The organism is Pseudomonas extremorientalis (genome assembly GCF_024584605.1).
Taxonomy (GTDB): Bacteria; Pseudomonadota; Gammaproteobacteria; order Pseudomonadales; family Pseudomonadaceae; genus Aquipseudomonas; species Aquipseudomonas extremorientalis.
Genome location: NZ_CP089519.1, coordinates 3,682,677 through 3,703,615, shown reverse-complemented (window position 1 = coordinate 3,703,615; position 20,939 = coordinate 3,682,677). Strand labels below are relative to the sequence as shown.

Annotated in this window: 21 protein-coding genes and 1 pseudogene; 10 read left to right on the top strand and 12 right to left on the bottom strand. The window is 63.2% G+C overall.

The genetic code is table 11. From position 1 onward, the window contains the following. Positions 1-109: 109 nt before the first annotated feature. The 6 genes and pseudogenes from LUU92_RS16375 to LUU92_RS16350 form a co-directional block, all read right to left on the bottom strand. Complete coding sequence (locus LUU92_RS16375; protein ID WP_130898105.1) at positions 110-430, bottom strand: hypothetical protein; 321 nt, start codon at positions 428-430, stop codon at positions 110-112. 191 nt (positions 431-621) lie between these two features. Continuing rightward, the gene (gene argE, locus LUU92_RS16370) at positions 622-1,764 is read right to left on the bottom strand and encodes an acetylornithine deacetylase (RefSeq protein ID WP_071491723.1); all 1,143 of its coding nucleotides are present in this window, start codon (positions 1,762-1,764) and stop codon (positions 622-624) included. After that, positions 1,761-2,438 (bottom strand): DUF1028 domain-containing protein, encoded by a 678-nt coding sequence (locus tag LUU92_RS16365; RefSeq protein WP_071491722.1) that lies wholly within the window; start codon positions 2,436-2,438, stop codon positions 1,761-1,763. The genes argE and LUU92_RS16365 overlap by 4 nt, the downstream gene beginning before the upstream one ends. 10 nt (positions 2,439-2,448) lie before the next feature. Then, positions 2,449-2,859, bottom strand: a complete 411-nt coding sequence (locus LUU92_RS16360; RefSeq protein ID WP_016969085.1) for a RidA family protein — start codon at positions 2,857-2,859, stop codon at positions 2,449-2,451. A 24-nt stretch (positions 2,860-2,883) separates the two neighbouring features. Further along, a pseudogene (locus LUU92_RS16355) lies at positions 2,884-4,216 on the bottom strand (flavin-containing monooxygenase). Between the two features lie 97 nt (positions 4,217-4,313). Beyond that, positions 4,314-4,919 (bottom strand): LuxR C-terminal-related transcriptional regulator, encoded by a 606-nt coding sequence (locus LUU92_RS16350; protein ID WP_257102312.1) that lies wholly within the window; start codon positions 4,917-4,919, stop codon positions 4,314-4,316. Between the two features lie 115 nt (positions 4,920-5,034). On the opposite strand from LUU92_RS16350, the gene LUU92_RS16345 reads away from it, so the two are divergent. After that, positions 5,035-6,648: an ATP-binding response regulator gene (locus LUU92_RS16345; protein WP_071491719.1), complete on the top strand. Its 1,614-nt coding sequence runs from the start codon at positions 5,035-5,037 to the stop codon at positions 6,646-6,648. Here LUU92_RS16345 and LUU92_RS16340 read toward each other — a convergent pair. Continuing rightward, entirely contained in the window at positions 6,638-6,973 is a 336-nt protein-coding gene (locus LUU92_RS16340; RefSeq protein ID WP_033896666.1) for a hypothetical protein, read from the bottom strand. The genes LUU92_RS16345 and LUU92_RS16340 overlap by 11 nt on opposite strands. 446 nt (positions 6,974-7,419) lie before the next feature. Between LUU92_RS16340 and LUU92_RS16335 the strand changes: the two genes are divergently transcribed. Further along, the gene (locus tag LUU92_RS16335) at positions 7,420-7,749 is read left to right on the top strand and encodes a DHCW motif cupin fold protein (protein WP_093123532.1); all 330 of its coding nucleotides are present in this window, start codon (positions 7,420-7,422) and stop codon (positions 7,747-7,749) included. A 16-nt stretch (positions 7,750-7,765) separates the two neighbouring features. Here the strand turns inward: LUU92_RS16335 and LUU92_RS16330 are convergent, their stop codons facing one another. Then, the gene (locus LUU92_RS16330; protein ID WP_071491715.1) at positions 7,766-8,248 is read right to left on the bottom strand and encodes a copper chaperone PCu(A)C; all 483 of its coding nucleotides are present in this window, start codon (positions 8,246-8,248) and stop codon (positions 7,766-7,768) included. Then, the gene (locus tag LUU92_RS16325; protein ID WP_025857499.1) at positions 8,248-8,856 is read right to left on the bottom strand and encodes an SCO family protein; all 609 of its coding nucleotides are present in this window, start codon (positions 8,854-8,856) and stop codon (positions 8,248-8,250) included. Before LUU92_RS16325 ends, LUU92_RS16330 begins: the two co-directional genes overlap by 1 nt. 164 nt (positions 8,857-9,020) lie before the next feature. On the opposite strand from LUU92_RS16325, the gene LUU92_RS16320 reads away from it, so the two are divergent. Together LUU92_RS16320 and LUU92_RS16315 are read left to right on the top strand one after the other, a co-directional pair. After that, positions 9,021-9,404 (top strand): DUF2946 domain-containing protein, encoded by a 384-nt coding sequence (locus LUU92_RS16320; protein ID WP_092245363.1) that lies wholly within the window; start codon positions 9,021-9,023, stop codon positions 9,402-9,404. A gap of 62 nt (positions 9,405-9,466) precedes the next feature. Continuing rightward, positions 9,467-10,012: a putative natural product biosynthesis protein gene (locus LUU92_RS16315; RefSeq protein WP_257102311.1), complete on the top strand. Its 546-nt coding sequence runs from the start codon at positions 9,467-9,469 to the stop codon at positions 10,010-10,012. A gap of 67 nt (positions 10,013-10,079) precedes the next feature. On the opposite strand, the gene LUU92_RS16310 is transcribed toward LUU92_RS16315, so the two are convergent. Continuing rightward, the gene (locus tag LUU92_RS16310) at positions 10,080-10,961 is read right to left on the bottom strand and encodes a LysR substrate-binding domain-containing protein (RefSeq protein WP_092245369.1); all 882 of its coding nucleotides are present in this window, start codon (positions 10,959-10,961) and stop codon (positions 10,080-10,082) included. Between the two features lie 155 nt (positions 10,962-11,116). Here LUU92_RS16310 and LUU92_RS16305 point away from each other — a divergent pair, with 155 nt between their 5' ends. Next, positions 11,117-12,139 carry a zinc-dependent alcohol dehydrogenase family protein gene (locus LUU92_RS16305; protein WP_257102310.1) on the top strand — a complete coding sequence of 341 codons (1,023 nt, stop codon included), beginning with the start codon at positions 11,117-11,119 and terminating at the stop codon, positions 12,137-12,139. After that, entirely contained in the window at positions 12,136-13,290 is a 1,155-nt protein-coding gene (locus LUU92_RS16300; protein WP_257102309.1) for an MFS transporter, read from the top strand. The genes LUU92_RS16305 and LUU92_RS16300 overlap by 4 nt, the downstream gene beginning before the upstream one ends. On the opposite strand, the gene LUU92_RS16295 is transcribed toward LUU92_RS16300, so the two are convergent. Together LUU92_RS16295 and LUU92_RS16290 are read right to left on the bottom strand one after the other, a co-directional pair. Next, positions 13,291-14,034 (bottom strand): SDR family NAD(P)-dependent oxidoreductase, encoded by a 744-nt coding sequence (locus tag LUU92_RS16295; protein ID WP_257102308.1) that lies wholly within the window; start codon positions 14,032-14,034, stop codon positions 13,291-13,293. Between the two features lie 151 nt (positions 14,035-14,185). Next, positions 14,186-15,139, bottom strand: coding sequence for a LysR family transcriptional regulator (locus LUU92_RS16290; protein ID WP_058423936.1), 954 nt, complete (start codon positions 15,137-15,139; stop codon positions 14,186-14,188). A 184-nt stretch (positions 15,140-15,323) separates the two neighbouring features. Between LUU92_RS16290 and LUU92_RS16285 the strand changes: the two genes are divergently transcribed. The 4 genes from LUU92_RS16285 to LUU92_RS16270 all read left to right on the top strand — a co-directional run bounded on the left by LUU92_RS16285 (position 15,324) and on the right by LUU92_RS16270 (position 20,931). Next, the gene (locus LUU92_RS16285) at positions 15,324-17,498 is read left to right on the top strand and encodes an FUSC family protein (protein WP_371322023.1); all 2,175 of its coding nucleotides are present in this window, start codon (positions 15,324-15,326) and stop codon (positions 17,496-17,498) included. Positions 17,499-17,626: 128 nt separating this feature from the next. Beyond that, positions 17,627-18,943 carry an OprD family outer membrane porin gene (locus LUU92_RS16280; RefSeq protein ID WP_257102307.1) on the top strand — a complete coding sequence of 439 codons (1,317 nt, stop codon included), beginning with the start codon at positions 17,627-17,629 and terminating at the stop codon, positions 18,941-18,943. A gap of 76 nt (positions 18,944-19,019) precedes the next feature. Then, a complete protein-coding gene (locus LUU92_RS16275; protein ID WP_092245392.1) occupies positions 19,020-19,463 on the top strand; it encodes a CopD family copper resistance protein in 444 nt (147 codons plus the stop codon). A 292-nt stretch (positions 19,464-19,755) separates the two neighbouring features. Next, positions 19,756-20,931, top strand: a complete 1,176-nt coding sequence (locus LUU92_RS16270) for an NnrS family protein (protein ID WP_257102306.1) — start codon at positions 19,756-19,758, stop codon at positions 20,929-20,931. Positions 20,932-20,939 lie beyond the last annotated feature (8 nt).

Below are 20,939 nucleotides of genomic sequence, written 5' to 3'. Positions count from 1 at the left end.
GTGAATTTTCGCAGGGTACTGGGTGTCTCCTGACCGGACTGCTACTCACAGATGGATCAAATTCGTCCTGAAGATGCGTTTCTTTGCGACACCAGGGAACAATCAATCTTTATTCTGATGGGGCGTAATTCCTGATGCCGGCCTCATCAAGCTTTTGTTGGAACTCTCGATGGAAATCACTGATTCTCATCTGTAAGGCAAGGCTGAAGGTACCGTCACGTGCGTCAGGTTTGAAACTGAAATGAAGTGTGTTGTACATACCAAACCCGCCACCAAAATCATTGAGATCATAGACGTCAGATTGTTGTTTGACACCGATGTCTTTTGACCTGGCGAGTTCATCGAAGATCTTTTGCGCGCCTTGGTAGTCATGCAGTTGTATCGTGAAGCGCATCCCGGTTTTGTGCAGCACGTTGTCAAGAGTGCGCACGTGCAACGCCTGATGTGCTCCTTGAAGTGACGAAGGAGTGGAAGATGAATGGATACTTGGCATAATCGGACCTATGAGTTGATGGCGACAATAGGTGGCGACTCAACAGGCTCGGTTCCTGATCATTGGATAAAGCCCCGTTTCAAGTGTTTCACCCTTATTCAGAGGCGGGATACTTCAGCTCGGACGTGCTACAGCAATGTTGCCAGCATCCGCTGCAACATCCGATCACAGCCGTCGAGCTGTTCCACACCCACGAACTCATCCGGCTTATGCCCCTGGTCCATGCTGCCGGGCCCGCACACCACCGTGGGAATGCCCACCGCATCAAACAGACCACCCTCGGTGCCAAACGCCACCGTGCCGAATTCCCGTGAACCGGAAAACGCGGCAATCAACTGCGCCGCCTGGCTGCGCTCGTCGGTGACCAACCCGGGATACGCCGATAACTCGGTAAACCGGATCGCACTTTGCGCGCTCACCGCCTGCATGCGTGGCAACACCTGCTGCTCAGCGTAAGCCTTCAACTCGTCCGCCACCTCGGACGGGTCTTGCGACGGCAACGCGCGCACTTCGAAATCAAACCTGCAGTCCGCCGGCACGATGTTGAGGGCCTTGCCGCCACTGATCACCCCGGTCTGCACCGTGCTGAACGGCGGGTCAAACCGCGCGTCCTGGGTATCGCGCAGGCGCTGGCCAATTCGCCCCAACTCACCGATCAACTCGGCGGCATGTTCAATCGCATTCACTCCATACGGCGCATAGGCGGAGTGACACGCCTCGCCATGTACATCGCAACGCATCGCCAACTTGCCCTTGTGCCCGAGCACCGGCTTGAGTTCGGTGGGTTCGCCGATGATGCACAGCATGGGTTTGACCGGGCGTTGCTCCAGCACCGCGAGTAACGAACGCACGCCCAGGCAACCGACTTCTTCGTCATAGGACAGGGCGATGTGCACCGGCACCCGCAGCGGTGCTGCAACCAGTGCCGGCACCAGCGCCAGTACGCAGGCGATATAGCCCTTCATGTCGGCGGTGCCACGGCCAAACAGCTTGCCATCGCGCTCGGTCAGCTCGAACGGCGGCACGGTCCAGGGTTGGCCGTCCACCGGCACTACATCGGTATGCCCCGACAGCACAATGCCGGGCAACTCCACCGGGCCAACGCTGGCAAACAGGTTGGCCTTGCTGCGTTCCGGGTTGTAGACCAACTCGCAGGCCACTCCGAAGCCCGCCAGGTAGTCCCGCACGAACTCGATCAGTTTCAGGTTGGATTCACGGCTGGTGGTGTCGAACGCAACCAGCGTCTGCAGCAGTTCGCGGCTGGTATTCATCGGTCATCTCCGGCCACGCCGTAACCGGGGGAGCGGTCCGGGGCGAGGGCGCGGTCGATGTAGTCCTGCACCTGTGGACGGTAGGCGTCCCAGAGTGTTTGCAGTGCAAGGATCGGCTGTTCATCGGCCCAATCCACCCGCAGGTTGATGATCGGCCAGGTCAGTTCGCCCACCACCACCAGTGCGGCAGAGTGCACCGGGCCGGCTTCGCCACCGGCGGCAATCGCGGCGTGCATGGCCGCCAGCAGTCGGTCGGCCAATTGGCCTTCGCCCTGCTCGAAAGCGCTGACCATTGCCTCGATCACCGCGCGGTCGGCCAGCATGTTGCCCGCCGCCACGCACTGCTCGCCCGATACCGCGTTGTGCGTGCCGAGGGTTTCACTGCCGCTGAAATGCACGCTGCGTCCCAGGTGATCAATCGCCGTCAGTTGCCGGTACTGGCTGTAGCCATTGCGAGTCAGCGCTTTGTCGAGGGCGTCGGCAGGGGCCAGGCCTTGCTCCAGCAGGTCCAGCACGTCCGGGCCCAACGCCGGCAAGGTAATGTTCTGGGTCGACACCGCGCCCACTCCGGGCCGCAACCAGGGGCAGCGGGCGCCCACGGCAATGCTCGAGGAGCTGATGGCAATGCCCAGTTGGCCGGTTTCGGCGCACCGACCGACGATTGAAAAGGTCATGTGCGGCTCCTCACTCGGGAATAACGGCGATCACATCGATTTCCATCAGCCACTGTGGCTGGCCGAGGGCCGACACCACCAGCCCGGTGGAGATCGGAAACACGCCCTTGAGCCACTTGCCAACCTCCTGGTACACCGGCTCGCGGTAGCGCGGGTCGATCAGGTAGGTGGTGGTCTTGACGATATGCGACAGGTCGGAACCGGCCTCTTCCAGCAGTTGCTTGACGTTTTTCATCGCTTGCTCGGCCTGGGCGCGTGGGTCGCCAAGGCCGATCAGGTTACCCTCGAAATCGGTGCCAACCTGGCCGCGCACATACACGGTATTGCCGGCGCGCACGGCCTGGCACAGGTCGTTGTCCAGGCTCTGGTTGGGGTAGGTTTCTTTAGTGTTGAACATGCGGATTCGGGTGTGAGTGGGCATCAAGAAAACTCCGGCAATGAAGGCTCAGGCGTTGACAGGGGATGGGCGAGCCAGCGGGGCGGCTTCGCGGTATTCAAGGTATTGACGCTGGATGGCGATGTGGTCGGCGACGTATTTGGCGTCGTGCCACACGCCCCAGATGAACGACGACCCCCGGCGCGACTGCCACGGCAACCCGAGGAAGTAGACTCCGGCCTCGCTGGAAACGCCGCGTTGGTGCCGGGGCTTGCCGGCCTCGTCGAAGGCTGCGACTTTCAGCCAGCTGTAGTCCACGGCAAAACCGGTGGCCCAGATGATCGAGGTAACACCGGCCTTGGCCAGGTCCAGTTCCAGAATCGGGTTCTTGATGCAGTCCGCATCTGGGAAGACGCGACGGGCTTCGGGCTCCAGGGGCAAGTCCAGGCCGTTGCGTTCGATGTAGGCATCGGCGGCATCCAGCAGGGCCAGGTAGTTTTCGTCGCCGCGTGCCAGGTTTTCCACCAGGTTCGGCTGGAACGTGGCGACGCTGCCCTTGAACGCCTGGGTCAGGCCCACCAGGGTCATGCCTTGCTGGGCCAGCTCGCGGAAGTCGATGGTCTTGCCGCCGTGCGCGCCGCTGACCGCAATGGTCACGTGCTCGCGGCCGGGCTTCATCGCCGCCTGGTCCCACTCACCCAGCACCCCCAGCCACCAGCAGAAATCGCGGTTGCGATAGGCGCGGGGCGGGCGGTCGTGGGCGCCGACGGAGAGGTACACCTGGCGCCCGGAACGCTGTAATTCATCGGCAATCTGCACGCCGGATGAGCCGGCGCCCACCACCAGCACGGCGCCGGTCGGCAGCTGCGCGGGGTTGCGATACTCGGCGGAGTGGATCTGGTGCAGGGCCGTATCTTTCGGCGCAATCGCCGGGATCACCGGTTTCTGGAATGGTCCGGTCGCGGCCACCACCCGGTTGGCTTCGATCACACCTTCACTGGTGTGCACGGTGAAGCCGGGGCGGCCGACATTGCGTACCACGGACAGCACCTCGACGCCGGTGCGAATCGGCGCGTTGAACTTGCGGGCGTAGGCTTCAAAGTAATCGGCCACGCGTTCCTTCGGCGCAAAGCCGTCCGGGGCGACGGTGTCGAATGCGAGGCCGGGAAAGCGGTCATGCCACGCCGGCCCGTTGGCCACCAGTGAATCCCAGCGCCCGGTGCGCCAGCGCTCGGCGATGCGGCTGCGCTCCAGCACCAGGTGGGGCACGCCTTGCTTGCTCAGATGCTCGCTCATGGCCACGCCAGCCTGGCCGGCGCCCACCACCAGCGTGTCTGTTTTTGTTATTGCTTCAGTCATGTCCTCTGTCCTTGCGTAATGCCGTTGGATTCAGCGTTGGCATGACTTCAAGGCTAGGGGGAGGGCGGTTATTAATAAAATATTATTAAGCTGGGAAGTGAGCATAAATATCGGATGCAGCGGGGCTTACGCACGGCTTGTCACTGGAACTCCCCGGCATACTTCACGGCGGCCGCCGCCCGCGAGGGCACACCCAGCGTACGCAGCAGCGACGACACATGGATACGCACGGTAAACGGCGAGATATCCAGGGCCCTGGCGATTTCCTTGTTGGTCTTGCCCTGGGCGATCAGACGCAGCACGTCTTGCTGGCGGGCGGTGAGGGTATGGGTGTCCAGTGGCAGCAGGCCAGAGGGAGCGAACTTGACCAGTACTTCGCCTTCGCGGATCGCCAGCAGCGCCTGGCCGATCTCTTCGGGGGCAATATTCTTGCCGATGAACCCGTCCGCGCCCAGGGCCATGACTTGGTCGATCAGCGCCGGGTCGTCCACCATCGATACCACGATCAGCGTGGTGCGCCGCAATTGCTGGCGCAGTTCGACCAGTTGGCTCATGCAGGTCAGGCCGGGGAAGCGCAGGTCGAGGATCAGCGTGTCGATCTCGCCGCCGTCGCGGATCAGCGCGAGCACACCGTCGAGGTCGCCGGCTTCCTGCACCAGGGCGTCCGGCAGCAGGCGTTGCACGGTGCGCAGCATGCCTTCGCGGAACATCGGGTGGTCATCGGCGATGATGATACGGCCGGTCATGGGGTGCTCCTCCCTGGGGCAAGGTTGTGCCGTTGCATGCTACCTTACCACCGCGCCCAAGGCCTGCCTGCGGTGCGTGAAGGAATTGATGACTGCCGCACAAGGACGTAAACCCATGAGTCTTGAGACTAACTCCGAACTCGACCAGGCCAACCTGCGCATCGTGGTCGCCAGCATTGCAATCGTCTACATCGGTGCATTGGGCTTCCTGCCGGGACAGTCGGTGGACACCTACCTGCCGGTGATCCTGTATATCTTCCTGTTCCTGCTGGCCTCCATTGCCTTGCGCCAAGTCATCGTGCGCTGGCCGGGGCATTACCCGGCGCGGCGCATCTTCGGCATGATCCACGACTACACCGGCACCTCGTTCGGCATGGTGGTGGGCGGTGAAGCGGCGTTGCCGTTGTATGCGGTGATGGTATGGGTCAACCTGGGCAACGGTATGCGCTACGGCTCGCGCTACCTGGCGATCGCCACGGCGCTGGCCTTGCTGGCGCTGCTGATTGTGTATCGGCTGACGCCGGTGTGGCAGGCGCAACCCTTCATGGTGCTGATGTTGATGATCACCAGCACGGTGATCCCGGTGTACGCGCATATCCTGCTGGAGCGCACGCGCAAGGCCTCCGAGCAGGCCATTGCCGCCAACCTGGAAAAATCCCGTTTCCTTGCCCAGGCCAGCCATGACCTGCGTCAACCCATCCATTCCATCGGCCTGTTTACCGCTTGCCTGCGCGAAGCCCGGCTGGGTGATGAAGAGCGGCGCCTGGTCGATAACATCGACCGTTCGCTGCTCAACGTATCGCAATTGTTCCGCTCGATTCTCGATCTCTACACCCTCGACAACGGCCGCGTGTTGCCCAAGTACCAGGCGGTGCACCTGGGCGAGTTCCTTGCCGACCTGGTGCGCCAGAACGCCGAAGCCGCGCGTTGGGCCGGGGTGGAGCTGCGCCTGCGGCCCTGCACGCATTGGGTGCTGGTCGACCCTGCGCTGCTGGCGACCATGGTGCAGAACGTGCTGTCCAACTGCTTCAAATACGGCGCGCAACGGCCTGTGCTGATCGGCGTGCGCGTTCGCGACGGCGGCTTGGCGGTGGAGATTCATGACCGGGGCCGGGGGATTGCCGAGGAGCATCTATCAAAGGTCTTCGAGGAGTTTTATCGAGTGCGCCACCTGCGTGACAAGGACGTCGAAGGCGTCGGCCTTGGACTGTCCATCGTCAAGCGCCTGGGGCAGTTGATGGGGGTGCAAGTCGGCCTGCGCTCACGGGTGGGCCATGGTACTTCTGTTAGCCTGTATGGCTTGACCCTGGCCTCTGCGCCACGTGCCACGGCACCGCGCGACGACACGCGCCAGGCCGGGCTGCTGACTGGGTTGAAGGTGTGCCTGGTAGAAGATGACCACAACGTGCTGCTCGCCACCCAGGCCCTGCTGGAGCGCTGGGGTTGCGAGGTGCAGGCGGAGTCTTCGGGGCGTGCTCTGGTCAGTGACTGCGACATCATCGTCGCCGACTACGACCTGGGCAACCACGCTACGGGTATCGAATGCATCGATGCCCTGCGCGAGCAACGCGGCTGGGCCGTCCCTGCGCTGATCCTCACCGGGCATGACGTGGAGAGAATCCAGGCCGCCTTGCACGACCGCCGGATCGCCATTCTCTCCAAGCCGGTGCGTCCCGCCGAACTGCGCGGGACCTTGCGCGACCTGAGCCAGCAGACGGTTACTGGGTGAAGCCCTGCAGTGGGTTGCCGCGTGCACCTTTGGGTTGGCAGTAGGCCGCAGGCTTCATCATGCCAAAGCTGGCCACGGCGAACATGCCGCCGCTGGCACCGCTGGGCACCGAGCAGTTGTACTCGCCGGAGGCGGCACTGGCGACGTAGTAGGTGGTCATCGAGTCGCTGCGCACATTGGAAATACGCTTGACCGGTTCGCCCAGGTTGGTCTCCGACAGCGTCTTGAGGTGATCTTCGGTAGGTTTGATATTGCTGCAGCCGGCGACGCCGATGATCAGGGCGCCCAACAGGGTGAGGCGGGTAACGGAGGATTGCAGTTTCATGGTGCTTCTTCCTTGGGGTTGTTATGGTTTTTCCAGCGCACAACGCGCCCACGCGCAAGAAATGCACGGTGCCGGAGGAGCGCTGGAAGTGCCGGGGAATATAGCGCCGCAGGGAGGAGGGGTCGATTAGCACAAGTGTGCTAATGGCACGATGATTTCATGGAAAGGGGGGTGAAATGCTGGAGATAAAACGCGCCACCCCACGAGCAAATGATGCAGTGGCCGTGTGGCACAGCCGAGGACGGTTAAAGCGCCCCGAAAGCCGCGCTCAGTTGAGCAATCACCTCATCGACTGACGCCCCCTGGATCGGCGGGGGCGAAGTGCTCTCTGCAAACTCCCGCCAGACAAACAGGGCTGTATCTCATAAAACGGGTCGATCTGTGTCTACCGTCCACCGTGTCTTGTGAATAGCCTCAAGACACATCAATCAACGCGAGCGCTCGCCATGGATCTCACTGCTGTTCCTTTTGGCACCACCGACTGGTCCACGGTCGAACCGGTGATTCACCCAGGTATCACTGGCAATGCCCTGTGGCGCACCTGCCACTTCGGCACAACACGTGTGCGCATGGTCGAATACACGCCTGGCTACCTGGCGGACCATTGGTGCTGGCGGGGGCATGTGCTGTTATGCCTGGAAGGCGAGTTGCACACAGAACTGGAAGACGGCCGTCAGTTTACGCTGACGGCCGGGATGAGTTACCAGGTGGGCACTGACATGGAAGGGCATCGATCTTCGACGAGTGCCGGGGCAAGGCTATTTATCGTGGATTGAGGCGGGTGCGCACGTCTCAGTGCATCTTGCCATGGTCCATCTTGCTATGGTCCATCCCATCCAGGCCACGCACCGGCGCCTTCACTTCAATCGCCTGCTTTTCGCCCTTGGCGTTCTGCACCGTCAGGGTCAGCGGCACCTGGTCGCCTTCCTTGATCTGGCCGGTCAGGCCCATCAGCATCACGTGATAACCATCAGGGTCGAGGGTCACGGCCTTGCCGGCCGGCAGGGCTACCGAGTCCACCGGGCCCATGCGCATCACGTCGTCCTTCATGCTCATTTCATGGATCTGCACGTCCTTGGCCACCGGCGAGGCCACGCTCAGCAACTTGCTGTCGCTGTCGGCGGTGACGGTCATGAACGCGCCGCTGGACGGCTGGCCCGGCACAGTGGCGCGTACCCAGGCGTCGGTGACTTGCACCTGGGCGCTGGCGTGCGCGGCGAGACCCAGCAGGGTCATGCCGATAAGGGTGCGCTTGAGGTGTTGAACGGCAGTCATTAGCAGACCTCCATGACGGTGAGCAGGTCTTCTGCGCACTCTTTAGCGGTAAGGGATGCCTGCAGGCCGAGGCGCAGGTTGCCACGGGTGTCGAACACGAAACTGGTGGCGGTGTGGGACAGGGTGTAGGTGTCGCCGGCGGGGATCTTTTCATAGAAGATCCCGAACTCCTTGGCGGCCACGGCGATTTCTTCCGGGGTGCCGTACAGCGCTTCGAAACTGGGGTCGAAGGCCTTGACGTACTTGTCGAGAATCTCGGGCGTGTCGCGTTCCGGGTCCAGGGTGATGAACACCACCTGCATGATTTCGCCGTCGCGGCCCATCAGCTTCTTGGCCTGGGCGGCGCGCGCCAGGGTGGTCGGGCACACGGCCGGGCACTGGGTGAAACCGAAGAACACCACCGGCATCAAGCCACGGAACGAGCTCAGGGTGACGGTTTCGCCGTCGGTGTTCTTGAGCTTGAAGGTGCGGCCCATGATCTTGTCGCTCAGGTCCTTGCCGTACTTGAAGTTCAGCCTGGGGCTGTAGTCACAGCCGCCCAGCAGGCTGCCCAGGCCCAACAGGCCCATACCGGTCAGCACCTTGCGGCGGGTGAATAACGTACTCATCAACTGTGCATCCTGTGAAGCGCCTGCATTGCTCTGGATCAATACGTCAGGCTTTGAGGGCGCCCAGTCTACCAACCCTGGGAAGCGCACGTAATCTGCGACGTTCTGCCACAGGGGCATGTCGCGCTTCATCCTTTTGCGGCGCGGGTGGTAGAGTCGCCGCCATGAAATCGAGCCACCCCGACCGTTCGCTGATCGCCTGGGCCCTGTACTTCTGCGTGCTCATGAACCTGTTCGTCTGCGGTTTGGGGCATGGGCAGATGACGGGGCAGGCGCTCAATGGCATCGGCGGGGCGTTCTGTTCGGTGAGCGGCAACCAGGCGCCACTTTCCGACAAAGGGTTGGGCAGCCCGTCTTCCAGCAACATCTCGAACTACTTTGCCTGCCCGGTCTGCAACGCATTGACCGTTGCCCTGGTGTTCCTGGTCGGCCTGGCCTGGCTGCTGGGCCTGGGACACCCCCCGCGTCCGGCCCATGAACGGCGCAACAAGGCGCCACCACGATATTCCTGGCCCTCGGCCAACCCCCGCGCTTCCCCTGCATTCTGACGTTTGCCTTGGGCCTCCTGAAACCGGGAGGCGTCCCATCGTCATGACTGTGAGTGCGTTTCATGAACCACCTGTTGCCCGCAGGCGCCAGCCGCCTGGTCAGCAAGGCGTCCCGCCGCCTGCACGCGGAGCCGGCGCCGCCTGAATACCCCAGCAATTCCCGCAGTTTCGTGCACCTGGATGCTCGCCTGCTGCCGTATTGGCACACCTTGTTCGACATCTGCCCGGCGCTGCTCAAGCTGGACCCGCCCGAGGGCCTGAACCTGTTTCGCAGCTTTATGACCTGGGCCTATCGCCACCGGCCACCGCAGGATTGGACTTACCACGTGAACGTCTGCCGCTGGCTGCTGGGCTCGGTGTATCGAGCACGCATCGATGACGAACCCATTGAGGCATTCATGGCGGCCGCTGCCGCATGTTGGGTGCAGACGGATAAAAGCCAGGCCAGGGGTGTGGTGCTGGCCTGGCAGGGCGCAACGCTGTTCGATTGGAAGGGTTCGCCGTGCGCGATGGTTGAACGCCAGCCATTGCCCCCAGCGCAAACGGACTTCGCCTGGTGCCCATTGAACAGCCGGGGTGAATTCAGCCGATGGTTGCCGGTGCCCTGAGGTGTTGGCGGATCCACGTGACAACGTCCGTCATCCTCAGGCGCGGCAGCACTTCGACAGTACTTGATCAGGGAAACAGGCGTTCCTTGAGAAAGTCGATAAACACCCGCAACTTGGGCGACGGGTGCCGGCTCGACGGCCACATCATGCGGAAGCTGCCATGCTCGGTGCAGTCAGGCAGCACCTGCAGCAATTGCCCGCTGTCGAGGGCCTCGCGAATGGCGAAGTCCGGCAGGTAGGCGATACCAATGCCGTGCAGTGCAAAACATACCCGGGCTTCGAGGTTGTTGCAGATCATCGCCGCCGGCAGGTGCTGGTCGAGTTCGATGCCCTGGGTGTGCAACGGCCAACGCTGCAACTTGCCGGTATTCGGGAAGCGGAACAGGATGCAACTGTGCTGGGCCAGGTCGCTGGAGCGCTGCGGTGTGCCGTGACGCTCGAGGTAGGCGGGGGCCGCCACGACGATCATCCGATAATCCCCCACCAGCCGTGAACTCAAGCGCGAGTCCGGCGCCTCGCCGCTGCGCAACACCGCGTCGTAGCCTTCCTCAACCACATCCACGCGGCGGTCGGTGAAGCTCAGGTCCAGTTCGACGTCGGGGTAGGCCTGCTTGAAGTCGGCCAGCACCGGCAAAAACGGATGGCCCACCAACGGCAGGCTGACCTTGAGGCGACCACGGGGCGCCTGGCTGACCTGGGACAACTCCGCCTCGGCTTCCTCGATTTCCCGCAGGATGCGCCGGCTGCGCTGCAAAAACAGCTCGCCCTCGGCAGTCAGCGTCACGCTGCGCGTACTGCGGTGGAACAGCCGCACACCCAGGCGCTCCTCCAGGCGCGCAACGCTCTTGCCGACCGCCGACGCCGTCACCCCCAACACCCGCCCGGCGGCGACAAAGCTGTGAGTGTGTGCGACCTGCACAAAGGCATTCAGGGTCGTGAGGTTGTCCATCTGATGCACCGATTGCCGACGGGAATTGCCCGATACCCTAGCGCAATTGCCAGCATTGCGGAATGAAAGCTCCGCAGACCCAGGAATCGCCCCCTACTTAATCCCGTGGAGCGAGGTTCTTATCCTTGCGCAAAACCCTTACGAGAGACCTGAACATGACCGACTTGATGCAACGCTGGGAAATCCCGACCTTTGGCCTGCATACCCTGCGCCTGGCCCGTGTGCCGCGACCGGTGGCCAAGGCCGGGGAGGTGCTGGTGCGCGTTGCGGCGGTGTCGCTCAACTACCGTGACGCCGAGGTAGCGGAAAACGGCATGGGCGCCAGCCTGCAATTCCCTTTCACCCCGGCGTCCGACATGGCGGGCACGGTGATGGCCGTGGGGGAGGGTGTGAGCCGGTTCAAGGTGGGCGATAAGGTGCTGTCGAGTTTCTTCGCCGGCTGGGTCGACGGCAGGCCGTTGTCCTGGGCCGACGCGCCACCGCAAGGCGGCCCGATCCCCGGCATGCTTGCCGAGTACGTGGCCACCCCTGCCGAATGGTGCGTGCTCGCGCCGCGCTCGTTGAACGCCACCCAGGCCAGCACTTTGCCGGTGGCGGCATTGACGGCTTGGATGGCGCTGATCGAACTCGGCCACTTGCACGCCGGCCAGACCGTGGTGGTGCAGGGCACCGGCGGCGTCTCGCTGTTTGCCGTGCAATTGGCGGCGGCCCATGGTGCCCGTGTGATCATCACCAGCAGCAGCGATGAAAAAATCGCCCGTGCCGTCGAACTGGGCGCCACCCATGGCATCCACCGTGGCCGGGTGCCGGACTGGCACCACGCCGTGCTGGAACTGACCGGCGGACGCGGCGCCGAGCACGTGCTGGAAATGGCCGGTGGCGACAACCTGGCGCGCTCACTGCAAGCGGTGAGCAACGGTGGGCGTGTCTCAGTGATCGGCCTGCTGGAGAGCGACCAGTTGAGCGCGCCGCTGATGAGCCTGCTGGCCAAGCGCGCCGCCATCGTCGGTGTAGCGGTGGGGCCACGGCGTGCCCTTGAAGACCTGGTTCGCATGGTGGAGCGACACAGCCTCGAACCGGTGATCGACCACACCTACCGCTTTGCCGAAGCGCCCCGGGCCTTCGCCCATTTGCAGCGCGGCGCCTTCGGTAAAGTCGTGATCGAGGTCGGCCCGTGATCTACATCATCCTGGGGTTGTTCGGCCTGTATACCCTGGAGTTTGGTGTGGTCGGCATCCTGCCGATGATCGTCGAGCGGTTTGCGATCAGCGTATCCCAGGCCGGGTGGTTGATGGGTTTGTTTGCGCTGATAGTTGCGGTGTTGGGGCCGTTCCTGGTGCTGCTGGCCTCGCGGGTAGTGCGCAAGAAAATCCTGGTGGGTGCCTTGGTGGCGTTCTCGATCAGCAGTGTGTTGTCGGCGTTTGCGCCGAACTTCGAGACACTGATGGCGCTGCGCGTGGTGCCGGCCATGCTCCACCCGGTATTTTTTGCCGCCGCGTTTTCCACGGCGGTGTCGCTGTACCCCCGCGAACGAGCGGCCCATGCCACAGCGCTGGCGGTGGTGGGCACCACGCTTGGGCTGGTGTTGGGCGTGCCTCTGACGACGTGGGTGGGGGCGAGTCTTTCCTATGAGGCCTCGTTCTATTTTTGCGCCGTGGCAACGGCAGTGGCGGCGTTGGGCTTGTGGCTCAAACTGCCCGATCACCCGCGTTCGGCACCCCTGAGCTTCGGCAAGCAACTGGCGGTGCTGCGCAGCCTCTCGGTGTGGTTGGCGATCCTCGCTACCGTGTTGGTGTTTACCACGATGTTTTCGGTGTACAGCTACGCCGCCGAATACCTCAAGACCCAGGTCGGTATGGATGGCCGGACCATCAGCGTCATGCTGGTGATCTTCGGCATCGGCGGCGTCGTCGGTAACCTATGGGTGGGGCGCGCGCTCAGCCGGCATTTGGTTGTGACGGCCGTGCTGTATCCGGTGGTACTGGCGGCGGCATACCTGGTGTTGTATGCCTTTGGCAGCCTGTCGTGGGCGTCGATGAGTATGATCGTGTTGCTCTGGGGCGCGGCGCATACCTGCGGCCTGGTAGTCACGCAAGTCTGGCTCACGTCTTCGGCACCCGAGGCGCATGAGTTCGCCACCAGCCTGTATGTGTCATCGGCGAATGCCGGGGTGGTGATCGGGTCATCGGTGGGCGGGCTGTTCATCAATGCCTTCGGCACCACCGGGGTAATTGGCTGCGGACTGATCTTTGCCGGGTTGTCGCTGTTGGTGATCGGCTGGAAGGCCCTGGCATTTGGAGGGACCAAGACCGTGCCTGTACTGGCCTGATCAGCGCAAGGTATAACCGCCGTCCACCACCCAATCCTGGCCGAACACGCTGCGTGCGCCCTGGCCCAGCTGGAACAGGATCACATCGGCCACGGCGCCCGGCTCCAGGAACTGCCCGTTGAGCAGGCGGGCGTTCACGGTCTTCGCCACCGAGCCCAAGGCTTCGTCATTGAGCCCCAGGGTGCTCCAGATCGGCGTGGCGGTGGGGCCGGGAGATACCATGTTCAGGCGGATGCCGTGGGGCGCCAGTTCCACCGCAAGGGTGCGCACCTGGGCGCGCAGGGCGGCTTTGGACGCAATGTAGGCGGCCAGGCCGGGAAAGGTCACTTGCTCCAGGAACGTGCTGATGAACACCACCGATGCCTGCGCCGCCAACTGCCCGCGCAGGCTGCCCAAGGTGTTCAACGCGCCGGCCCCATTGACCGCCCACTGCCGGTCGAAGGCGGCCAGGTCCAGGCCATCGGCCAGTTGGGCAATGCCCGCATTCGGCACCAGCAAATCCACTGGCCCCATCGGTGCCGCCACCTGCGCCAGGCGCGCAAGGTCGGCTGCCTCGGTCACATCCCCGGCCAGCCACCTGAGCTGCTCGCCAAACTGCTCGGCCAACACGCCAAGCCCGCCCAGTTGGCGCGACATCGCGACCACCTTCGCGCCGCGTTCGAGCAAACGTTGGGTCACGGCCAGGCCGATGCCTGAACTGGCACCGGTGACGACGGCGAGGCGCTGGTTAAATTCATTGCTCATGGTGATCTCTCTGTGGGTTTCGACGATTTGTCCTGCCCATTTCCGAGTCAGAAATCATGCCAATGAATAACGTTATGAAAATCAGTCGGTTGCGATTTTTGTTGTCGTTATGACTCTGGCGTCCTGTAGTCGCTATGACCCGATGTAGTCGTTATGACTCAACAGCGCTGAGCAACGGGCGGGTCTTCAGCACAGCCTTATGGTCGGCGAGCACCTCCGGCAGGGAGCTGCGCAGGTACTCCACCCAGGTTTTGATTTTTGCGTCCAGGTAATGCCGGGAAGGGTAGATGGCGTACAGGCTCAGCTCCTCCAGGCGGTACTCGGGCAGTACGCGCACCAGGCTGCCGCTGCGCAGCCCCTTGATCGCCGCATGCACGGGCAGGATGCCGACGCCCATGTCATTGCTGATGGCGGTTTTCATCGCGTCAACCGAATCCACCAGGAAGGGCGAGTGGCTGATGATCACGTTTTCCTTGCCATTGGGGCCGTCGAAGGTCCAGTCCTCGAGAGGGATCACCGGGCTGACCAGGCGCAGGCAAGCGTGGTCGAGCAGGTCCTTGGGAACCTGTGCGATGCCGTGGCTTTTTACGTAGGACGGTGATGCACAAACGATGCTGTAGGTGCTGCCGAGCTTCTGCGACACATGGCTGGAGTCAGGCAGGTCGATGGCCAGCACGATCGATACGTCGAAGCCTTCGTGCACCAGGTCCGGCGTACGGTTGCTCATGCTCAGGTTGAAGGTCACATCCGGGTAGTGCTGGCGATAACGAGCGATGGCGTCCACCACGTAATGCTGGCCGATGCCGGTCATCGAATGCACCTTGAGCTGGCCGATGGGGCGGGTATGGGCGTCGCCGGCTTCTACCTCCGCTTCTGCGATCGAATGCAGGATCTGCTCGCATCGCACCAGGTAGCGTTGGCCCGATTCGGTGAGGGCGATGCGGCGTGTGGTGCGATTGAACAGGCGCGTGCGCAGGTGGGCTTCCAGGTTGGAAATGGAGCGGGATACATGGGTGGTGTTGGTGTTCAGCCGCGCCGCCGCGCCGGTAAAACTGCCGGCTTCGGCGACGCAACGGAAGATGCGCATGTTCTGCAGAATGTCCATCGATGGCTACCAGGGATAACGGATTTTTCCAGTGTGGCATGAAGTCGCGGGCCGCTGTAAACGCTATTTATTGTGGTATTTCGCGTAACAGTCATTCACGTTCTGGATGACTTACCGACCCTGGCGCAACCGCCTAAAGTCGCCGGCCTTGTGTGCCAGCCAGCTTGTCGGGAGTCCCTGTTTCGTGCCACCACTCACTGATTGTTCACGCCGGCTCAGAGCACTGCCCTGGCGCCGGGGCTTCCTGGAATGGGCGCGCACCGACGGGGTGATGTGGGTCTACCTGTTCAAGGTGCTGATCGCTTCGTACCTGGCCTTGTGGCTTTCGATGCGTCTGGAGTTGCCGCAGCCCAGTACGGTGATCACCACGGTATTTATTGTGATGCAGCCCTACAGCGGGCATGTCCTGGCCAAAAGCGTCTACCGCGTGATGGGTACGCTGGTGGGGTCGTCGTTCATGGTGCTGTTGATGGCGCTGTTCGCCCAGAGCACCGAGTTGTTCCTGGCCGGGCTGGCCGCGTGGGTGGGCGTGTGCTCATACGGTGCGGCGCGCAATCGTCATTTTCGCGCCTATGGATGGGTGCTGGCGGGGTACACCGCGGTGATGGTCGGCTTGCCAGTAGTGGGGCACCCGGAGCAGGTGTTCATGGCGGCGGTGTGGCGGGTGTTGGAGATCACCCTGGGCGTGCTGTGCGCCACCGGGATCAGCGCAACGTTGCTGCCCAATACGGCGGGCGCCGCCATGCGCAATACCCTGTACCAACGCTTTGGTCGTTTCGCCGGATTTGTCGTGAGCGGTCTGCGCAGTACCCACGACCAGGCGGCGTTCGAGGTCGCCAACCTGCGCTTCATCGCCGAGGCCGTGGGCCTGGAAGGGATGCGCAGCGTCAGTGTGTTCGAAGACCCTTACATGCGCCGACGCAAGGGGCGGCTGGATCGGCTCAACGTCGAGTTCATGGCCATCACCACGCGTTTCAATGCCCTGCATCAGTTGCTCGACCGAGTGCAGATGCGCGGTGCCACGGCGGTGCTGGAAGCTGTGGGCCCGGTACTCAAGGCGCTGGTCAATGTGCTGGAACCGTTCGCCGGGCAGGTACTCACAGACCTGGATGCGGCACATTTGTCGACACGCCTGAAGCGTTATATCCACGGGCTGCCGAGCCAGGTCCGCCACCTGCGCGCCGAGCTGGCGCAGGCGCATCCGCCCGCCGATGACCTGCTGGATTTCCACACGGCCTGCGAGCTGCTTTATCGCTTCGTCGACGAGGTGCTCAGCTACGCTCAGACCCATGCTTCCCTGACCGATCACAGCCCCCGGCGTGAGCGTTGGGCCGAGCCTTTTCAGCCACAGACCCACTGGCTGGCAGCGGTAGGCGCCGGCCTGCGTGCCGCAGTGGTGCTGTTGGTGTTGTGTGCGCTGTGGATCGCTACCAGCTGGCCCAGTGGCGCGGCGATGACCCTGGTGTCCGCGCTCACGGTGGGGCTCTCGGCGTTCTCCCCCAACCCCCGGCGCATGTCTTTCCAGATTGCCTGTGGGACAGTGTTGGCGGCGGTCATCGGGATTTTCGAGGTGTTCTTCGTCTATCCCCGGATCGACGGGTTCCCGTTACTGTGCCTAGTGATTGCGCCGGTGATCATGCTGGGATCCTTTTGGTTGGCCAAACCTCAGTGGGCGGGCTACGGTCTGGGCATGCTGGTGTTTTTCGGCACCAGTTCGGTGCCCGGCAACCTCACGCTCTACAACCCTTATGGCTTGATCAATGACTACCTCGCCATGGTGTTCGGCATGCTGGTGTGCGCGGCAGCAGGGGCGATCATTCTGCCGCCCAACAGCCCCTGGTTGTGGCGTCGGTTGGAACAGGACCTGCGCCGGCGGGTCGTGTTCGCCCTCCACGCACCCTTGCCGGCGCTGGGCTCGGGTTTCGAAAGCGGCACCCGTGACCTGCTTAACCAGGCCCATGGCTTGTCCGCCGGCCAGCCGCAGGTGCAACACCGCCTGCTGCGCTGGACGTTCGTGGTGCTCGACGTCGGCCATGCCCTGATCGAACTGCGCCGCGAACAGGCGCAGTTGCCGGCGCTGGCCTGCTACGCCGAAACCACTGCGTGGCGCCAGGCGCTACGTGCCATGGGGCGGGCGTTGGCGCGCCTGTTCACCCAGCCGGGGCATGCACGGTGGCAACGCGCGCTGGCCCGCGTCGAACACGCGATCGAGTGCGTGCAGGACACCGTCGAACCTTTCGAAGCGCACTTTGAAACTTCGGCCTTGCGCCGGGTGGAAAGTTACCTGCACTTCATCCGCACCTCACTGCTGGACACGCGCTCGCCACTGGTTGGATTGTTACCCAAACTGAAAAAGTGATTGGCGGTTTTGCCGGCTTTTTCCCGGCCACGCAACGCTATACCGTGCGCGCTCCCGTTGACTGCAGTCCCCTGGCACAACAAAAACAGCGCTGCGACGGGGCGCCTCAATCACTTCTCGGAGCCTTCATGAACCACAAGACTTGCCTGGCGCTCGCCGTCTCCATCGGCGCTGCGCAGCAGGCGGCTGCGTCGGGTTTTATCGATGACAGCAAAGCCAGCCTCGACCTGCGCAACTTCTACTACAACCAGGACACCCGCAACGCCAAGGCCGCCTCGGACAAGGAATGGGGCCAGGCCTTTATGTTCAACTACCAGTCCGGTTTCACCGAAGGCACGGTCGGCCTGGGCCTGGACCTGCAAGAGTGGTACGGCCTGCGCCTGGACGCCTCCGGCCGGGCTGGCAAGTCCGGTGCCGATAACACCCCCGGCAGCGTCTTCCCGCTGGACGATGGCAAGGCCGCCCATGACTTCAGCAAGACCGGCGTCACCGGCAAACTGCGCATTGCCCAGACCCAACTCAAGGCCGGCAGCCTGACGCCCAGGCTGCCGGTGCTGACCACCGAAGACGGGCGCCTGTTGCCCCAGACTTTCCGCGGCTATCAGGTGGAGTCCAAGGACTTCAAGGACATCAACCTGATCGCGGGTAAGATCGAGCAGGTCGTGGACCGCAATTCCAGCAACGGCCAAGGCCTGTCGATTGCCGGCGCCAATGACCCGGTCAAGGGCAAGTCCAGTCACCAGTTCTACTACGGCGGCGTGGATTACACCGTCAGCAAGCAACTGCAGGTGCAGTACTACTACGCCAGCCTGGAGAACTTCTACCAACAGCACTTCCTGGGCCTGGTGCACAACTGGCAACTGCCGGTGGGGCAGCTCAAGAGCGACCTGCGGTATTTCTACAGCACCGCCGACGGTAAGAACGGCAGTGCGTCGGGCCGGAGCGAAGGTTATGTCGGCTCGGGCTACTACGCGCCCGGCGTCAACACAGGCAAGGTCGACAACCGCTTGTGGAGCGCACTGTTCACCTATGGCTTGAGCGGGCATTCGCTGAGCCTGGGCTACCAGAAAACCACCGGGCAAAGTGACTTCCCGCACATCAACCAGGGGCAGGGCCGTTCGCTTTACCTGATCACCAACTCCCAGTCGCTCAAGTTTGTGAATGCCGGCGAACAGGCCATGGTGGGCAGTTATGCCTATGACTTTGCCAGCCTGGGCGTACCGGGGTTGCGCTCCAGTGTGACTTACATTCACGGCAGCCATATCCGCACCGCCGGCCGCGACAACAGCGAATGGGAGCGCGACCTGCGCCTGGACTACGTGATCCCCACCGGCGCCTTGAAAGGGCTGGGCTTTACCTGGCGCAGTGCGGTATTGCGCGGCAATGACACGGCGGACAAGGACGAGACGCGGCTGATTGTCAGCTACAGCATCCCGTGGCTGTAACGGGCTTGACCGACGTCAAGGCGCGCAAGCCTCCAGGCCGCCACACTGTCGCCTCGACGCCACCTGCGAGGCCACCATGCTTTACCTGCTGTTTCTGCTGGCCCATCTGTTCGCCGCGCTGATCTTCATCGGCACGGTGTTTTTCGAAGTGCTGATCCTGGGCGGTCTGCATCGGCAATTGCCGGCGCGGGTGATGCTGCAGGTCGAGCAAGGCATCGGTGTGCGTGCCCGGGCGCTTATGCCGTGGGTGTTGCTGGTGCTGTTCGGCGCCGGGCTGGGCATGGTCGGCTTGCGTTACCTGCCGGTGTTGGCCGCGCCGTTCGCGTCGTCGTTCGGCACCCTGTTGACCCTCAAGCTGATCCTCGCCGCCAGTGTGCTGCTGCACTTTCTGCTGACGATGCTGCGCATGCGCCGTGGCCGGGTGAGTGCGGCTTACCTGCGGGTTATCCATCTGAGCCTGTTCGGGCATATGGTCGCCATCGTGCTGTTGGCCAAGAGCATGTTTTACCTGACCTGGTAAAGCCCTTGATGCACATCAAGGTACGCCGTGGCGTCGCACCGATGAGGGTTTCACGGTGCACGGTGATTGCAGCCGCATTGGTCTGGGTCTGTTCGGCTGACACTAGCGGGACGTGCCCTCGGCAAACTCGATCTTGTTGACCCGCTGGTGCAGGCGCACGCACAGCGTGCCGAGCAAGGCGAACTTGCTCCGAGGTTAATCCGGTTGCCCTTGGCGCAGCTTGATCTGCGACAAGAGCAAGATGCGCACACCGGCGCACCATCGGCGCAGTGATAAATTCAGGAGCCCTGCCATGCACGTACTGGATCGACGCAAGGCCATGTCGATTACCCCGCTGTTTCGCCTGGCCTTCCGGCCGTTTTTCCTCGGTGCCTGCCTGTTGGCCGCGCTGGCGGTGCCGCTGTGGCTGCTGGCCCTGGGCGGCATGACCGGCAGTTGGCAACCGGCCGGCGGCTGGCTGGCCTGGCATCGGCATGAACTGCTGTTCGGCTTTGGCCTGGCGATCATCGCCGGTTTCTTGCTGACGGCGGTGCAGACCTGGACCGGTCGCCCCGGACTCAGCGGGGCACCGTTGGGCGCACTGGCGGCGCTGTGGCTGGCGGCGCGCGTGGGCTGGTTGCTCGACCTCCCGCTGCCATTGCTGGTGGTGCTGGAACTGAGCTTCCCGCTGGCTGTGGCGGGCGTGATGGGATGGACGCTGTGGCAGGTGCGGCAGACGCGCAATTATCCGATTGTGCTGGTGCTGGTATTGCTGGCGGTGGCCGATGGCTTGTCACTGTATGACCAGGGCCTGCAGCGCCAGGCGGTGTTGACCGGCCTCTGGCTGGTGGCGGCGATGATGGGGCTGATCGGCGGGCGGGTGATCCCGTTTTTCACCCAGCGCGGCCTGGGTCGGGTCGCGGCGGTCAAGCCCTGGCCCTGGTTGGATCACCTGCTGTTGGGCGGTTCGATTCTAGTGGGGCTGTTGTATGCCGGTGGGGTGGCCTTGTTGCCACGGGCCTGGATCGGTGTGCTGTTCGCGCTGCTGGGCGTGGGCCACCTGCTGCGCCTGGCGCGTTGGCATGATCGCGGCCTGTGGCGGGTGCCGCTGCTGTGGTCCCTGCACCTGGCCTATGCCTGGCTGGCGCTGGCGTGCCTGGGCATGGCGCTGTGGCATTTTGGCGTGCCGCTCAACCCGAGCCTGGCGGTGCATGCGCTGACCATCGGCGCCATGGCCGGGTTGATCCTGGCGATGATCGCGCGGGTCAGCCTGGGCCATACCGGCCGGCCAATGCAGCCGCCCTCGGGGATGACCCTGGCCTTTGCGCTGCTGAACCTGGCGTGTGTGTGCCGGGTGCTGCTGGTGCTGGTGTGGCCGGTGGCGGCGTTGTGGCTGGCCGCGCTGTGCTGGTCCGTCGGCCTGGGGCTGTACCTGTGGCGCTACGGGCCGATGCTGTGGCAGGCGCGTGTCGACGGGCATCCGGGTTAGGAGAGATC

Coding starts and splice junctions, on each gene's coding strand:
- argE (WP_071491723.1), bottom strand. CDS start 1,764: ATGAATACCAGCCGCGAACTGCTGCAGACGCTGGTTGCGTTCGACACC.
- LUU92_RS16365 (WP_071491722.1), bottom strand. CDS start 2,438: ATGACCTTTTCAATCGTCGGTCGGTGCGCCGAAACCGGCCAACTGGGC.
- LUU92_RS16360 (WP_016969085.1), bottom strand. CDS start 2,859: ATGCCCACTCACACCCGAATCCGCATGTTCAACACTAAAGAAACCTAC.
- LUU92_RS16350 (WP_257102312.1), bottom strand. CDS start 4,919: ATGACCGGCCGTATCATCATCGCCGATGACCACCCGATGTTCCGCGAA.
- LUU92_RS16345 (WP_071491719.1), top strand. CDS start 5,035: ATGAGTCTTGAGACTAACTCCGAACTCGACCAGGCCAACCTGCGCATC.
- LUU92_RS16340 (WP_033896666.1), bottom strand. CDS start 6,973: ATGAAACTGCAATCCTCCGTTACCCGCCTCACCCTGTTGGGCGCCCTG.
- LUU92_RS16335 (WP_093123532.1), top strand. CDS start 7,420: ATGGATCTCACTGCTGTTCCTTTTGGCACCACCGACTGGTCCACGGTC.
- LUU92_RS16330 (WP_071491715.1), bottom strand. CDS start 8,248: ATGACTGCCGTTCAACACCTCAAGCGCACCCTTATCGGCATGACCCTG.
- LUU92_RS16325 (WP_025857499.1), bottom strand. CDS start 8,856: ATGAGTACGTTATTCACCCGCCGCAAGGTGCTGACCGGTATGGGCCTG.
- LUU92_RS16320 (WP_092245363.1), top strand. CDS start 9,021: ATGAAATCGAGCCACCCCGACCGTTCGCTGATCGCCTGGGCCCTGTAC.
- LUU92_RS16315 (WP_257102311.1), top strand. CDS start 9,467: ATGAACCACCTGTTGCCCGCAGGCGCCAGCCGCCTGGTCAGCAAGGCG.
- LUU92_RS16310 (WP_092245369.1), bottom strand. CDS start 10,961: ATGGACAACCTCACGACCCTGAATGCCTTTGTGCAGGTCGCACACACT.
- LUU92_RS16305 (WP_257102310.1), top strand. CDS start 11,117: ATGACCGACTTGATGCAACGCTGGGAAATCCCGACCTTTGGCCTGCAT.
- LUU92_RS16295 (WP_257102308.1), bottom strand. CDS start 14,034: ATGAGCAATGAATTTAACCAGCGCCTCGCCGTCGTCACCGGTGCCAGT.
- LUU92_RS16290 (WP_058423936.1), bottom strand. CDS start 15,139: ATGGACATTCTGCAGAACATGCGCATCTTCCGTTGCGTCGCCGAAGCC.
- LUU92_RS16280 (WP_257102307.1), top strand. CDS start 17,627: ATGAACCACAAGACTTGCCTGGCGCTCGCCGTCTCCATCGGCGCTGCG.
- LUU92_RS16275 (WP_092245392.1), top strand. CDS start 19,020: ATGCTTTACCTGCTGTTTCTGCTGGCCCATCTGTTCGCCGCGCTGATC.
- LUU92_RS16270 (WP_257102306.1), top strand. CDS start 19,756: ATGCACGTACTGGATCGACGCAAGGCCATGTCGATTACCCCGCTGTTT.